Consider the following 14,304-nt stretch of genomic DNA (forward strand, 5'->3'; position numbering starts at 1 on the left):
ACGTCAATATTTTTTGCTTGTTTTACCGCTTAAACTATAAACACCTGATTCAGAAGAACAAAATTTTATAGTTGCTGCGGCTTCTTCCCTACAATGCCTTTTCGATAACCAACTTTTTGCGGCGCACCAGACGTTTAGTCACCGAATCGATACTTACATTTATCTCGAAACCCAGTATCAGGATCATCGAAATAAAGTCCAGCCAGATCATCAGACCTATCAACGCCCCGATGGACCCATAGAATTTGTTATAAGTATCGAAAGCACTGATGTACATCGAAAAGATCATCGACACCAGGAAGATCAGACCGGTTGCCACTACAGCCCCAGCCGAAAAGAAAGGCCATTTATCCTCGATAGCCGGAACATAATAATAGATAAGCGACGTAGCCAGCAGGAACAGCAACACGATTGCCACATACTTCAGGATCACGATCAAAGTATAGGTGTAACTTTCGGTCACCACTTCATAAAACACCAGCGCATCCAGTATCCATTGCCCGAAGAAGATGGCCGCCACCGCCGTAAAAAGTATCAGTGACAGCGCCACAGTAAGTATAGTTGCTATCAGGCGTTTCCTGACGTAAGTGCGCTTGTAAAATGTGTGGTATTTCTTATCAAACGCATCCATCAGCGACATAATGCCATTGGTAGACAGTATCAGAGCAAACAAAAAACCGAAAGAAAGCAAGCCTCCGCGTGGCTTGTTCACGATATCCTCTATAGTTCCGTAAGCAACCGCATACATTTCAGCTGGCAGAAAATCAGTAATAAAATTCAGGATGTTCTCGCTCAGGTCCATTTGCAGCACACTGGGTATGTAGGGAATGAGCGTGAAAAGGAAGATGATGCTCGGGAAAATTGCCAGCGTAAAGTTGAAAGCCATGTAAGAGGCGCGCTTCGTGATGGAGTCCAGGCGCAGTTCGCCCAGCAGCACATCGGCCACCTCGTACACCGATGACTGCCCGTTGTTAAACCGCCACCTTTTCAGGAAAACGATAAACTTACGGTAAGCCCTGCGGCGCTTCAGGTATTGCTGGTTATATTTCATTCGCTAAAATACGAATCCATTTTCTGGTGTATCAGCTCCGGAATTGCGGTTGGGCGACCGGTCTGCATATCTACAAACACCATAGTTGTCTCACCCACATTCAGCAGTGTTTGCTCCTCGTTATACACTTCGTATTCAAACTTTATACGAGTGCCGTGTGGCTTATGCTTTACAAACAGCTTAATGGTTAGCAGATCATCGTACTTAGCCGGGCGTATATACTTGCATTTCAGCTCCAGCACGGGCATCATAGTTCCGGTGGCTTCCATCTCTTTGTAATGGATACCCAGCCTGCGAAACACTTCGGTACGAGCTACTTCGTAATAAGCGCCATAGTTGCCATAGTATACATAGCCCATCTGGTCGGTTTCGGCGTAGCGCACGCGTATCTGTACTTCTGATTCAAACACTGCTTAAATAGTTATATGGTTAAATTGTTAAATGGCTGAACTGTTGTTTGCATAACCAGAACTGTACTTTACCTGATCAACAATTTAACAATTCAGCCATCCAGCAATCAATATTACTTCATGATCTTACGCTCGTTCAGGGCTTTCTGGTAGCGGCGGGCATTGGCCTGGTGTTCAGCTACTGTTACCGCGAAACTATGATACCCTGAAAAATCTTCTTTGGCGCAGAAATAAATATAGTCGTGGCTTTCCGGGTTCAGTACCGCATCTATACTCGAGATGTTTGGCACATTTATCGGGCCCGGAGGCAGGCCTTTGTAACGGTACGTATTGTAAGGCGAATCATGGCGCAGGTGCACGTTAAGCACACGGCGGATATTAAAATCACCAACAGCAAAAACTACGGTCGGGTCAGCCTGTAGCAACATGCCTTTTTCGAGGCGGTTCAGGTATACACCGGCAACGCGAGGCTTTTCGTCGTTTTTTATAGTTTCAGCCTGAACTATAGATGCCAGTGTAGAAACCTGCTGTTGAGTCAGATTGAGCTTTTCAGCTTTCTCCAGGCGCTCCTCTGTCCAGAACTTATCGTATTCCGATTTCATACGCTCCATCAGTTCTTTGGCAGTAATGGTCCAGTACACTTCGTAGGTATTCGGGATAAACATACTTACCACATTAGTCGTGTCGAAATCCAGGGTTTCCAGGTATTCCGGGTCGCTCAGCAGTGCATTTATCTCCTCTACGGATGGCTCGACTTCTGCAGCAAGTTTTTCGGCAAGCTGGCTTCGCAGGCGCACATTAGTAAAGGTAAGTTTTACCGGAGTCTGCTGGCCGGTGCGCAATACACCTATCAACTGGCGGTTGCCCCAGCCGCTTTCCAGCTTATAACGGCCCGGCTTTACCAACTCTTCATAGTCCATGAGCTTAGACATAAAACGCAGGGATAACGGATCGATGATCACGCCGCTTGCTTCCACGGAATCCATGGCCTGCTCGTATGTCGCACCGGTCGGGATATAGACATAAGTATCCTGATCTTTGGTGTCTACGTTGGTGGTGTACACGATCTGGTACGCATAATAAGAGAAGGACACGAACAGCAGTACAAACAGTACCGACAAGGCAGGTATTACCTTACTCTTTTCTTTTTTCTTTCTTTTGGTTGTAGTGACTTTCTTAGCCATAATAAGTAATAAAGGCGCAAATGAGGTTTATAGTTTTCACGCCTGTTGTTATATCAGGTTCAAAAATAACACTTATGTTGCTAATTGCGAATGAGTAGCTATGCGAATGAATGAATTATATTTGCGCAACTGTGCCTGCAGGCTTAAAACAAACTATAGCTTTTGCAGTATCGCATCAAACTATAGCAAAACGTTTAAGGCCTTAAACGAGTATTCAGGGAAATATTTAAACTATAACACAACACCAGAACTATGAGTAACGCTATCTTTCTACAGATACACCCGGAAAATCCTCAGGAGAAAAAAATTCGTGAAGCTGTAGAAGTGCTGCGAAACGGCGGCGTGATCATTTACCCAACCGACACCATTTACGGTATGGGCTGCGACATACATAACGCGCGCGCCATAGAGCGTGTTTGCCAGATAAAGGGCGTAAAACCCGACAAAGTGAACCTCTCTTTTATCTGCTCCGACCTTACCCATATCTCGGATTACGCCAAAATAGATACCCCTACTTATAAGGTGATGAAGAAAGCATTGCCGGGGCCATTTACATTTATTCTGCATGCAACCAGCCATGTGCCTAAATACGCAGCCGCTAAAAAGAAAACCGTAGGCATACGGGTGCCAGATAATAATATTGCGCTGGCCCTGGTACGTGAATTGGGTAATCCTATAGTTTCTACTTCTATTCGTGATGAAGACGAAGTGCTGGAATACAGCACCGACCCTGAACTGATCTATGAGAAATACCGAAACCTGGTAGATATGGTAATTGATGGTGGCCCCGGGAACAACATTGCCTCAACGGTAGTGGATGCTGCTAACGATTTTGAAGTACTACGCCAGGGCGCCGGTGATATAGAAGAGTTTTTATAGTTTAGGAGTTAGAAAAGGGTAAGTTAGAAAGTGTATTTCAAGAACTGCTTGGCACTGTAACTTTTTAACTTCCTAACTTTCTAACTGATAATAGTTTCTGTAGTAGACAAAAAGCGCTACGGTAACTTCTGATAGCAACACTATAGTTATACCGGAAGGAAGTAAAATAGCAGTAGCAAAATAGATGAGGCATGAAAACCAGGCAAAGCGCTGCAGGTTCATGTCCGGCAAGTATAAAACAGCTGTTAACAGGAACAGTTGCCCGAGCCCGGCGCTAAAAGTCAGCAGTATTTCCGGCCAGCTCATTAGCCCATCGGCATATACCCACATCCAGCAAAACTCAGGTAAAAGCATAAACAGGTATGCACACAGGTAAAAGAGCAGCCGGTGGGTTCGTGTCAGTGGCAGGTTCCTGGTAAAAGCCATGTGCTTTTCTACAAACTCGAAACTATAAAACACCAGCATGCTGTGCGCTATAGTGGCCATCAGGAACAATAACCTGAAATAACCCAGCGAGAAGTTATCCCGGTGCGTTACAAAAACAAGGTAAAAGACAAGTGCTGAGAAAACCTTTAATACTACCCAGGCTAGTTTGCGCTCGTGCAGCAAATGATAGGTTAAGAACAGAGCCGTTTGCCTGCTAAGTTTATCTGAAAAAGGGAGCCGCAACTGTAACGCCATACTCTTTTTATGGAAGCTGTTTACTTTCCGGAAATACAGGTATGCACTACCAAAGCACGTCAGCAGCAGGAATAAAACTATAGTTGCAGCTTTAATCAACTCCCCATTTTTAATCCCGATGCTCACCGCAAAACCAGCATACACCAGCACAGGCAGGTAAACTATAAGCTGGCAAAAAAGAAAAGCCATAAATTGCTGTGTAGCCGAAAAAGCCTGAAGATTGACGAGGAAAATGTTCTGCGGTTTATCCAGGTTGTTAAGTACAAACACGACACATTTATAGTTGTAGAGCGTCCAAACGCCCAGTGCAACCAGCAAACTTGTTACCGTTCCAACTATAGCCTGCATCAGGCTAACGTGAAAAAGCACGATCTCCCGCGCATCCATGATACCAAACAGCACCAGGAAAACGAACAGGAAAAAGCCAGCATTAACTTTGTAGAACTGCACGACCAACGCTTTAAAAAGCAGCGATAAAGTACTTAGCATAATACAGATGCTGGCAGCACGGTTTGGTTGGCAACTGTAAGAACCGAAGGCTCAAGTAAAGTAAAGGGCTGGTGCGAACTGATTAAAAACGAGGTGACCTTCTGTTGATAGTCGCTAATAATTTCAGGCAATACCTGTAGTGCTTTCTGGTCGAGGGTGATATAGGGTTCGTCGAGCAAAACCAGATCTGATTTACCTATAAAAGCCAATACCAGCGACAGTTTTTTCACCATTCCGCTGGAATAAGCTCCTACCTTTTCGCCAATAAAACCACCAATATCAAACGCATCGATAAGTTGATTTACCTGCTCCTGTTCTGCCTGCTTTGTTTCCGTATAGAACCGGATCAGATCTTTACCAGTTAGGAAACCTGGGTAAAGGCTCTGCTTCAGCGTAATTTACAAGCCGCCTGTACTGAACAGGCTGTTGTTTTATACTGATATCATTCAGTTGTATAGTTGCATTAAAAGGAATAAGCCCTGCAACGGATTTGAGTAAGGTTGTCTTGCCGCTGCCATTCTCACCTTTCAGCCAGTACAAGCCTTTCTCCAGGGTAAGATCAGGTATAGCAAGCACCGTCTTACTTCCGAATTTCTTACTATAGTTCTTGAACCGAAGCATCGAAGGAGTTTGGGAGTTTAAGAGTTTAAGAGTATTTAAAATTGAAAACTATAGTTGAGATCTGTTTAGTATAAACAAAATCAACTTTCTAACCTCCAGACTTTCTAACTCCTAAACTCCCAAACTCTTTAACTAGCAGCCGCTTCTGGCCGCCTGTGTTTCCAGCGTTTGTGGGTCCAGAGGTAATTGGCAGGGGCGCGACGAATGGCAGCTTCCAGCTTTTGTGCGAAAATCTCTGTGACCGGAACTGCATCAGAAGTGCCGTCCGAAATCAGTTCAAACGTTAAGGTATAAAATCCACGTCGTGTTCGCTTTATATCCAGGAACATAACAGGGTATTTAAATTTTTTGGCAAGCTTTTCGGCTCCCTCATAAAAAGGTGTATCCTGGTTCAGGAAAGTTGTCCAGAAGGTAATTTCGCTTCTTAACGGAGTCTGGTCTGAGAGCATGGCTATAACACGTGGCACATGACGGTTAGCAGCAAAATCGCGCAACGTATCTTTCATTTTTATAAGCCTTGCGCCCAACCTGCTCCGCGTTCTCAGCATAAAGTCTTCGAAGTAAGGGTTATTGAGCGGCTTGTAAACTCCCTCGGCCGGAAAGTCGAACTGCACTGCTCCAGCAGATAGCACCCATTCCCAGTTGCAGGAATGCGAACCCATCGTAATTACCGGTGTTCCACTTTTTACAAAATCATCCAGCAGCTCCTGGTTTGCAAAAACAATACGGCGTTCCATCTCTTCCTTATTCATAGAGCGCAGTTTCAGTATTTCTACAACCACGTCCGTAAGCTGGTTATAAAATACTTTGGCAATCGTTTTTATTTCGCCTTCTGATTTTTCAGGAAAGGAACTGCGCAGGTTATTCAGCACTACTTTTTTGCGGTAACCAACTATATGGTAAACTATAAAATACAGCAGGTCTGCCAGCATGTATAAAACCGGAAGCGGAAGCAAGGATAAACCTTTGAGCAGCAGCTCAAGCGGGTAATAATAAATGGGTATTTCTCTTTTTTTGCTCATAGCGCACAAAGGCTACGTAAAGGTACAACCTAATCAGAATTATGAATTAGAAATTATGAATTAGAAATTAAAGCGTCGTAATAAAACCTTCACTTCCTTAAGTTGAAAACTATAGATAGAAAAAGGAGTTACTCCTACAAAGTACAGGCAAGACTTTTTCCTTTAAATTATTTCAATTTTATTAGCGGAATCAGTTGCACCCAGGAAAACAGCAACTTTAAATAGCCATTCATAATTCATAATTTGATCTTACTTACCGAACTTATGTATAATCCGCCGGTTACTTATTTCCGGCAAGTGCTTCAGTCTGATGGTTTGCTTCTTGAGCAGCATGAGAATTATGTGAAGCAGAGTTACCGCAACCGCTGCCACGTACTTACAGCACAAGGCGTACTGCCGCTCAGTATCCCGGTACTGAATGGAAACAGCAAAGACAAAACCATAATAACCGAGATTGAGATAGACTATAGCCAGAAATGGTATAACGTGCACTGGCGAACGATACAGGCAGCTTACGGCCGTGCACCCTATTTTGAATTTTACAGTGACTACCTGCAACAGGTTTATGAGCGCCAGCCAAAATATTTGTTTGAACTTAACGTTGAACTGTTGCGGCTTTATCTTAAATTACTTAAGTTAAATAAGCCACTTAATTTCACAGATTCGTATCAGTCAGAAGCGCCGGCAAAAGTGCTGGACCTGCGAAACAGGATACATCCTAAAATCATTCCTGACAATTTGCACGTAAAACCCTATACGCAAGTATTTGGCAAACAATTTGTACCAGAGTTAAGTATAATTGACTTATTATTTACACAAGGGCCGGCATCACTTACTTACCTTTCATAAAGCTTGGCCAGTAAGCTGAACATTTAAGCTGTCTGGCGTGTTTAGAAGTAGGCTAATTCTGTCAGCCTCAATCAATTATCTGTTTTAGACTTTTTTTAGATTAATAATTATACATGGAAGCTAAATTCTCAAACCGAGTGAAAGAGGTTATCTCACTCAGCCGTGAGGAAGCTATTCGTCTCGGACACGATTACATTGGCACTGAACACCTGGTGCTGGGTATGATCCGGGAAGGAGAAGGAACTGCCATCGCCCTGCTAAAGAAGTTGGGTGTTTCGATAGATGAACTGAAGTACGCTTTAGAACAGGCTACACGCAACACTGCTTCTCAAAACAGCAACATTACCGGCAGCATCCCGCTTACAAAACAAACTGAGAAGGTACTCAAGATCACTTATTTGGAGGCAAAGATCTTCAAAAGTGACATTATAGGAACCGAGCACCTCCTACTGTCCATCCTGCGGGACGAGGACAATATTTCTTCTCAAATCTTAGCGAAATTTAACGTGAACTACGAAGCAATAAGAGACTCTCTGGATTATCATAGCAATAATCCACTTGCGTCGTCAGATACGGATGACTCTGACGATTCTGATAAATTATTTGGCAGCTCATCTTCTTCCCGATCAGGTAGCACCAGCAAAAAACCGGGCGAGAAATCGCGCACACCGGTACTTGACAACTTTGGCCGCGACTTAACAAAGCTGGCCGAAGACGATAAGCTGGACCCTATAGTTGGCCGTGAGAAAGAGATCGAGCGCGTGGCCCAGGTACTGAGCCGCCGTAAAAAGAACAACCCGATCCTGATTGGTGAGCCTGGCGTTGGTAAAACAGCTATAGCTGAAGGCCTTGCGCTGCGTATTATCCAGAAAAAGGTAAGCCGTGTGCTTTTCAACAAGCGCGTTGTAACCCTGGATCTGGCCTCTTTAGTGGCTGGCACCAAGTACCGCGGCCAGTTTGAAGAGCGTATGAAAGCGGTGATGAATGAGCTGGAAAAATCTCCGGATGTGATCCTGTTCATTGATGAGCTGCATACTATAGTTGGTGCCGGTGGCGCTTCTGGTTCCCTGGATGCATCGAACATGTTCAAGCCTGCGCTTGCCCGTGGCGAGATTCAATGCATCGGGGCAACTACGCTGGATGAGTATCGCCAGTACATTGAGAAAGATGGTGCACTTGCCCGTCGTTTCCAGATTGTAATGGTAGACCCGACTACGCCTGAGGAGACTGTTGAGATATTAAATAACATCAAAGACAAGTACCAGGATCACCACCACGTAAACTATACCGATAAAGCCATAGAGGCCTGCGTGAAGCTTTCTGACCGCTACATGAGCGACCGTTTCCTTCCGGATAAGGCAATTGACGTGCTGGATGAGGCTGGTGCACGCGTGCACATCAACAACATTATTGTGCCTGAAGATATCCTGAAGCTGGAAGAGCAGATAGAGAACATTAAGGTAGAGAAAAACCGTGTTGTAAAGAGCCAGAAGTACGAAGAGGCTGCACAGCTGCGCGATAAAGAGAAAAAACTCATCGATCAGCTTGAAACTGCGAAAAAGAACTGGGAAGAAGAGACCAAGAAGAAGCGTTACACGGTAAAAGAGGAAAATGTGGCAGAAGTTATTGCCATGATGACAGGTATACCAGTGAAGCGTATCGCACAGAATGAAGGTCAGAAGCTATTGAACATGGCCGATGAACTGAGCGGTAAAGTAATTGGTCAGGAAAAAGCCATCAAGCAATTGGTGAAAGCAATCCAGCGTACCCGCGTTGGTTTGAAAGATCCGAAAAAGCCTATTGGTTCGTTCGTGTTCCTGGGCCCGACTGGTGTTGGTAAAACGGAGCTTGCAAAAGTATTGGCTACCTACCTGTTCGATAAAGAAGATTCGCTTGTAAGAATAGATATGAGTGAGTACATGGAGAAATTCAGTGTATCTCGCTTGGTGGGAGCGCCTCCGGGCTACGTTGGTTACGAAGAAGGTGGCCAGCTGACCGAGAAGATCCGCAGAAAGCCATACTCTGTAGTATTGCTGGATGAGATTGAGAAAGCTCACCCTGATGTTTATAACCTGTTACTGCAGGTACTTGACGATGGTATTCTGACGGATGGTTTAGGCCGTAAGGTAGACTTCCGTAACACGATCATCATCATGACCTCTAACATTGGTGCCCGCGATCTTCAGGACTTTGGTGCCGGTATCGGTTTCATGTCGAAGACGAAGCAGGACAACGTGGATGAGATCATGAAAGGAACTATAGCCAGTGCCTTGAAGAAGACCTTCTCGCCTGAGTTCCTGAACCGCTTGGATGACGTGATCGTGTTCAACTCACTTGGTCGTGAGGATATGCACAAGATCATTGAGCTATCGCTTGGCAAGCTGTTTAAGCGTGTTGAGGCCTTAGGTTACAAGATCGAACTTACAGCTAAAGCCAAGGACTTTGTAGCTGAAAAAGGCTACGATCCGAAGTATGGTGCCCGTCCGCTTAACCGTGCTATTCAGAAATATATCGAAGACCCGATTGCGGAAGAGATACTGAAAGCCGAAGTAAACCAGGGAGATGTGATCATGGTTGACCACGAAGAAGGCAAGGAACAACTTACTTTCACATCGAAGAAAAGTAGCAAAAAGGCAAAAAGCAATTTAGCTTCTGATGAAATAGACGAAGATAAAGAGCCAACAAAGTCTACTGACGGCGATAAGTCGAAGGAATAAGTTTCTTAAACTATAAAGAAAGGCCATCCAAATCGGGTGGCCTTTTTGTTTTGCATTAGGTTTAGAGATTGCGCCCTCGCTCGCGTCCCGCGAGTGTGAGTTACTGGTGGCGCCCCGCCACATTCTGAAACTATAGTTTTGCTTTACCTATTAATGCGGCCGGAGTCCGCAGGTAGCTCACACTCGCGGGACACGAGCGAGGGCAGGCATCTAATTGTTAAAAGTACTGAGCAAGACAACTATAGCATATACTGCATCTATATATCCAAAAAAGTATAGAACTATACCCGAAATCGAACTATAGTTTTTAAATTTGGGGAACAGATAGACTGAACATTATAAATTAGTTATACTACAATTTACATGGCTGGAGAAATCAGAGAGTCCCAACTGGAAACGCTGGAGCGCAAAAACGCGGAAGCATTACTTGGTGGCGGACAAGACCGAATAGATGCACAACATAAAAAAGGGAAACTAACTGCACGCGAACGTATCCATTTACTGATGGACGAAGGCTCTTTTGAGGAGATCGGCAAGTTTGTAATGCACCGCTCCAAAGACTTCGGCTTGGACAAACAATATTACCTGGGTGATGGTGTAGTTACTGGTTATGGTACAGTGCACGGTCGTTTGGTATATGTTTTCTCTCAGGATTTTACCGTGCTGGGTGGATCTCTTTCTGAAACCCATGCCGAGAAGATCGTTAAGATCATGGAGCTGGCTATGAAGAATGGTGCTCCGGTTATCGGCCTGAACGACTCTGGTGGGGCTCGTATCCAGGAAGGTGTGGTATCGTTGGGTGGTTATGCTGATATTTTCTACCGTAATACGCTGGCTTCCGGCGTTATTCCCCAGATATCTGCTATTATGGGCCCATGCGCTGGTGGCGCGGTTTACTCTCCTGCTATCACCGACTTTATTATGATGGTGGAAGACACCTCGTACATGTTCGTGACCGGGCCAAACGTGGTGAAGACAGTAACGCATGAAAACGTAACGTCTGAAGAACTGGGCGGTGCCAGTACGCACAGCACCAAAAGCGGTGTAACGCACTTCTCCTGCGCTAACGAAGTAGAGTGTATCAACCACATCAAAAAGCTATTGAGCTATATTCCGCAGAACTGCGAAGAGTTACCTCCTGCCCTGCCGTACGAGTCTACTGGTGACGAAACACGTCCTGTGCTCGATACTATAGTTCCGGAAAACCCTAACCAGCCTTATGACATTCGTGAGGTAATTGAAGGCATCATCGACGCAGATTCGTTCTTTGAAGTACACAAGAATTTTGGCGATAACATAGTTGTTGGATTCGCCCGATTGGGTGGCCGCAGCATTGGTATAGTTGGTAACCAGCCTGCTGTACTTGCCGGTGTACTGGATATTAACGCCAGCACCAAAGCTGCCCGTTTCGTTCGTTTCTGCGATTGCTTTAACGTTCCGCTCTTAGTGCTGGAAGATGTTCCGGGCTTCCTGCCGGGCACTGATCAGGAGTGGCGCGGAATTATTACCAATGGTGCCAAGTTGCTTTATGCTTTCTGCGAAGCTACTGTTCCGCGCATTACGGTTATTACCCGCAAAGCCTACGGTGGCGCTTACGATGTAATGAACTCCAAGCACATTGGCGCCGACATGAACTACGCATGGCCAACAGCTGAAATTGCTGTAATGGGTGCCCAGGGTGCTGCTGAGATCATCTTCAAACGCGAAATTGCGGAAGCCGAAGACCCTGCTGCTAAACTTGCTGAAAAAGTACAGGAATACAAAGAGAAATTTGCAACGCCATACCGTGCTGCGCACCGTGGTTTTATAGACGAAGTTATACTTCCTTCAGAGACCAGAGCCAAGCTTATAAAAGCATTTAAGATGCTGGAAAACAAGGCTGTAACATTGCCACGCAAAAAGCACGGTAATATTCCACTTTAATAATTATGAATTAAGAATTAGGAATTATGAATGATACGTATGTATATTTTACACTTTCTAAAACTGGTAATTCATAACTCATAATTTAGATTTCATAATTACTCCAAGCATGAGACAAGAATCTTTCGACTTCCTGCAGAAATACCTGAACAACTCCTCTCCTACTGGTTTTGAGTCGGAAGGGCAGAAACTATGGCTGGAATACATTAAACCATACATCGACGATTACTTTGTAGATACTTACGGCACCGTAGTGGGTGTTATCAATCCTGAAGCAGAGTATAAAGTAGTAATAGAAGCACATGCCGATGAGATCAGCTGGTTTGTGAACTATATAACGCCGGAAGGCTACATTTACCTGAAACGCAACGGTGGTTCTGATGCCCTGATCGCACCTTCAAAAAGAGTAAATATTTATACGGCCAAAGGTATCGTTAAAGCAGTATTCGGGTGGCCGGCCATACACGTTCGTAAAGTAGAGCAGGACAAAGCCCCAACTATAGAAACCGTGTTTTTAGACTGTGGCGCAAGCAATCGCGAGGAGGTTGAGAAGATGGGCATACACGTAGGCTGCGTAGCTACTTTCGAGGACGAGTTCACGGTAATGAACGAGAAATTCTACGTTGGGCGTGCACTGGATAACCGTGTAGGTGGTTTTATGATCGCTGAAGTGGCCCGCCTGATACATGAGCGCAAGCACAAGCTGCCTTTTGGCTTATACATTGTTAATGCCGTGCAGGAAGAGATTGGCTTACGTGGCGCTGAGATGATCGCCCACCGCATAAACCCGGATGTTGCGATCATTACCGATGTAACCCACGACACGCAGTCGCCGATGTACGAGAAAAAAACCAGCGGCGATATTCATTGCGGTAAAGGCCCGGTGATAGCGTATGGCCCGGCCGTGCAGAACAACCTGCGCGACCTGATCATCAATACGGCGCAGGAGAAAGAGATTCCGTTCCAGCGTTCAGCTGTTTCACGGGCAACCGGCACCGATACCGATGCATTTGCTTATTCTAATTCCGGGGTAGCCTCTGCTCTGATTTCGCTTGCTCTGAAGTACATGCACACAACTGTTGAAACCGTGCACAAGGATGACGTAGAAAACGTGATCAAACTGATCTACGAAACAATTCTGAAAATAGAAGACAAGCAGGATTTCCGTTACCTGAAATAGCAGCTATAGTTACATCTCAGAAAGTCTCTTAAGCAGAAGTGTTTAAGAGACTTTTTTGTTTTCAGGCAGAATAGTGTAACTTAATAGTATAAACATCGCACCCTATGAAACGCTATCAATTCTGGCTCCTGTTCTGGCTTCCCTGGCTGGCTCTTATGGTTACTGTCATCGTTCGTAAAGATGCTCCTTTTCCGTGGGTATTTGCAATTAACACGATAGTACTTAACCTGATAGCTATAAACATGCGTCGCAAACAAGTGGGATTAAGTCTTCCGTCAACTATAAAAGCCATGGTTCCTGGATTTGGCTACCACGAATGGAAACGCTTATATTTTGCTAAGCCGTAATTGCTCACAGCTCTGCGAGGCAAATGGGGAGTTCCTTATTATTCATTCATCACTACTCACTATTCATTAATCCTTGACTTTTACCGACCAGATGGGCCACCAGCTTACGCTGCCGCAATTTCCGCAGCGTATAGTTTCATTGGTGCCATCTCAAACCGAACTGCTATTTGATTTAGGCCTGGCCGACCGTATAGTTGGCGTTACTAAATTCTGTATCCACCCGAAGGAGCAGGTAAAAGATAAAACTATAGTTGGCGGCACCAAGAATTTTAAATTCGATGTGATTGAGCAGCTCCAGCCGGATTTGATCATCGGGAATAAGGAGGAAAACTATAAAGAAGGGATAGAGCAGTTACAGCAGAAGTACCCGGTTTGGATGAGCGACATTTATACGCTGGAAGATTCGCTGGAAATGATGCAGCTGATTGGTGAAATAACAGGAGCAGAAACTATAGCACATCAGCTGACCCAAACTATAAGATCGGGATTTGAACAACTGTATCCGCCAGCGAAACAAACTATAGAAACGGCCTACTTCATTTGGCGAAACCCTTATATGGCGGTGGGTGGTAACAATTTTATAGATAACATTTTACAACATTGCGGTTTTATAAATGCCTTTGCTGAACTGGAACGTTACCCTGAGATCTCAGCAGAACAATTACAACAAGCCAATCCGCAGCTTATACTTCTTTCTTCCGAGCCTTATCCATTCAAGCAAAAACACATCTCCGAGTTTCAGGAATTATGCCCGAAGGCAACTATAAAAGTGGTAGATGGCGAGATGTTCAGTTGGTATGGCAGCAGGTTAGTGCAAGCTCCGGAGTATTTGCAGGGAGTAATTGAGGAAGTGAGGAATTATTAACTTAGGTTATAAGATTTACAAAATATGCAGGAAGGAAGTAGCATTGGCGAAATATTTATTTATGAAACAGAATCAGGACAAACAAC

The 14,304-nt window shown here is 44.8% G+C and carries 14 protein-coding genes; 7 read left to right on the forward strand and 7 right to left on the reverse strand.

From position 1 onward, the window contains the following. Positions 1 to 88: 88 nt before the first annotated feature. From GSQ66_RS10335 to mltG, 3 genes are all read right to left on the reverse strand, one after another. Positions 89 to 1,051, reverse strand: coding sequence for a YihY/virulence factor BrkB family protein (locus tag GSQ66_RS10335; protein WP_162427400.1), 963 nt, complete (start codon positions 1,049 to 1,051; stop codon positions 89 to 91). Continuing rightward, positions 1,048 to 1,461 (reverse strand): acyl-CoA thioesterase, encoded by a 414-nt coding sequence (locus GSQ66_RS10340; RefSeq protein WP_162427401.1) that lies wholly within the window; start codon positions 1,459 to 1,461, stop codon positions 1,048 to 1,050. The genes GSQ66_RS10335 and GSQ66_RS10340 overlap by 4 nt, the downstream gene beginning before the upstream one ends. 113 nt (positions 1,462 to 1,574) lie before the next feature. After that, entirely contained in the window at positions 1,575 to 2,645 is a 1,071-nt protein-coding gene (gene mltG, locus GSQ66_RS10345; RefSeq protein ID WP_162427402.1) for an endolytic transglycosylase MltG, read from the reverse strand. 252 nt (positions 2,646 to 2,897) lie between these two features. On the opposite strand from mltG, the gene GSQ66_RS10350 reads away from it, so the two are divergent. Further along, positions 2,898 to 3,524 carry an L-threonylcarbamoyladenylate synthase gene (locus GSQ66_RS10350; RefSeq protein ID WP_162427403.1) on the forward strand — a complete coding sequence of 209 codons (627 nt, stop codon included), beginning with the start codon at positions 2,898 to 2,900 and terminating at the stop codon, positions 3,522 to 3,524. Between the two features lie 72 nt (positions 3,525 to 3,596). Here GSQ66_RS10350 and GSQ66_RS10355 read toward each other — a convergent pair whose 3' ends face one another. The 4 genes from GSQ66_RS10355 to GSQ66_RS10370 form a co-directional block, all read right to left on the reverse strand. Continuing rightward, positions 3,597 to 4,694, reverse strand: coding sequence for a hypothetical protein (locus GSQ66_RS10355; RefSeq protein ID WP_162427404.1), 1,098 nt, complete (start codon positions 4,692 to 4,694; stop codon positions 3,597 to 3,599). Then, on the reverse strand, positions 4,688 to 5,092 hold the full coding sequence (locus GSQ66_RS19245; protein WP_162429010.1) for an ABC transporter ATP-binding protein: 405 nt from the start codon (positions 5,090 to 5,092) through the stop codon (positions 4,688 to 4,690). Before GSQ66_RS19245 ends, GSQ66_RS10355 begins: the two co-directional genes overlap by 7 nt. Next, a complete protein-coding gene (locus GSQ66_RS10365) occupies positions 5,049 to 5,315 on the reverse strand; it encodes an ABC transporter ATP-binding protein (RefSeq protein ID WP_162427405.1) in 267 nt (88 codons plus the stop codon). The genes GSQ66_RS19245 and GSQ66_RS10365 overlap by 44 nt, the downstream gene beginning before the upstream one ends. A 128-nt stretch (positions 5,316 to 5,443) precedes the next feature. Beyond that, entirely contained in the window at positions 5,444 to 6,337 is an 894-nt protein-coding gene (locus GSQ66_RS10370; RefSeq protein ID WP_162427406.1) for a lysophospholipid acyltransferase family protein, read from the reverse strand. A 264-nt stretch (positions 6,338 to 6,601) separates the two neighbouring features. On the opposite strand from GSQ66_RS10370, the gene GSQ66_RS10375 reads away from it, so the two are divergent. The 6 genes from GSQ66_RS10375 to GSQ66_RS10400 all read left to right on the forward strand — a co-directional run bounded on the left by GSQ66_RS10375 (position 6,602) and on the right by GSQ66_RS10400 (position 14,218). Next, entirely contained in the window at positions 6,602 to 7,186 is a 585-nt protein-coding gene (locus GSQ66_RS10375) for a WbqC family protein (protein WP_162427407.1), read from the forward strand. Positions 7,187 to 7,299: 113 nt separating this feature from the next. Continuing rightward, complete coding sequence (locus GSQ66_RS10380) at positions 7,300 to 9,903, forward strand: ATP-dependent Clp protease ATP-binding subunit (RefSeq protein ID WP_162427408.1); 2,604 nt, start codon at positions 7,300 to 7,302, stop codon at positions 9,901 to 9,903. Between the two features lie 363 nt (positions 9,904 to 10,266). Continuing rightward, positions 10,267 to 11,826, forward strand: coding sequence for an acyl-CoA carboxylase subunit beta (locus GSQ66_RS10385; protein ID WP_162427409.1), 1,560 nt, complete (start codon positions 10,267 to 10,269; stop codon positions 11,824 to 11,826). A gap of 109 nt (positions 11,827 to 11,935) precedes the next feature. Then, the gene (locus GSQ66_RS10390) at positions 11,936 to 13,006 is read left to right on the forward strand and encodes a M42 family metallopeptidase (RefSeq protein ID WP_202923334.1); all 1,071 of its coding nucleotides are present in this window, start codon (positions 11,936 to 11,938) and stop codon (positions 13,004 to 13,006) included. 104 nt (positions 13,007 to 13,110) lie between these two features. Next, positions 13,111 to 13,353: a hypothetical protein gene (locus GSQ66_RS10395; RefSeq protein ID WP_162427410.1), complete on the forward strand. Its 243-nt coding sequence runs from the start codon at positions 13,111 to 13,113 to the stop codon at positions 13,351 to 13,353. A gap of 91 nt (positions 13,354 to 13,444) precedes the next feature. Then, positions 13,445 to 14,218, forward strand: a complete 774-nt coding sequence (locus GSQ66_RS10400; RefSeq protein WP_162429012.1) for an ABC transporter substrate-binding protein — start codon at positions 13,445 to 13,447, stop codon at positions 14,216 to 14,218. The last annotated feature ends 86 nt before the right edge of the window (positions 14,219 to 14,304 follow it).

The organism is Pontibacter pudoricolor, from assembly GCF_010092985.1.
Taxonomy (GTDB): Bacteria; Bacteroidota; Bacteroidia; order Cytophagales; family Hymenobacteraceae; genus Pontibacter; species Pontibacter pudoricolor.

What these genes read in the sequence shown, in the direction of transcription:
- GSQ66_RS10365 (WP_162427405.1), bottom strand. Translation starts at nt 5,315, where the DNA reads ATGCTTCGGTTCAAGAACTATAGTAAGAAATTCGGAAGTAAGACGGTG.
- GSQ66_RS10400 (WP_162429012.1), top strand. Translation starts at nt 13,445, where the DNA reads ATGGGCCACCAGCTTACGCTGCCGCAATTTCCGCAGCGTATAGTTTCA.
- GSQ66_RS10385 (WP_162427409.1), top strand. Translation starts at nt 10,267, where the DNA reads ATGGCTGGAGAAATCAGAGAGTCCCAACTGGAAACGCTGGAGCGCAAA.
- GSQ66_RS10380 (WP_162427408.1), top strand. Translation starts at nt 7,300, where the DNA reads ATGGAAGCTAAATTCTCAAACCGAGTGAAAGAGGTTATCTCACTCAGC.
- GSQ66_RS10395 (WP_162427410.1), top strand. Translation starts at nt 13,111, where the DNA reads ATGAAACGCTATCAATTCTGGCTCCTGTTCTGGCTTCCCTGGCTGGCT.
- mltG (WP_162427402.1), bottom strand. Translation starts at nt 2,645, where the DNA reads ATGGCTAAGAAAGTCACTACAACCAAAAGAAAGAAAAAAGAAAAGAGT.
- GSQ66_RS10335 (WP_162427400.1), bottom strand. Translation starts at nt 1,051, where the DNA reads ATGAAATATAACCAGCAATACCTGAAGCGCCGCAGGGCTTACCGTAAG.
- GSQ66_RS10390 (WP_202923334.1), top strand. Translation starts at nt 11,936, where the DNA reads ATGAGACAAGAATCTTTCGACTTCCTGCAGAAATACCTGAACAACTCC.
- GSQ66_RS10375 (WP_162427407.1), top strand. Translation starts at nt 6,602, where the DNA reads ATGTATAATCCGCCGGTTACTTATTTCCGGCAAGTGCTTCAGTCTGAT.
- GSQ66_RS10370 (WP_162427406.1), bottom strand. Translation starts at nt 6,337, where the DNA reads ATGAGCAAAAAAAGAGAAATACCCATTTATTATTACCCGCTTGAGCTG.
- GSQ66_RS10355 (WP_162427404.1), bottom strand. Translation starts at nt 4,694, where the DNA reads ATGCTAAGTACTTTATCGCTGCTTTTTAAAGCGTTGGTCGTGCAGTTC.
- GSQ66_RS10350 (WP_162427403.1), top strand. Translation starts at nt 2,898, where the DNA reads ATGAGTAACGCTATCTTTCTACAGATACACCCGGAAAATCCTCAGGAG.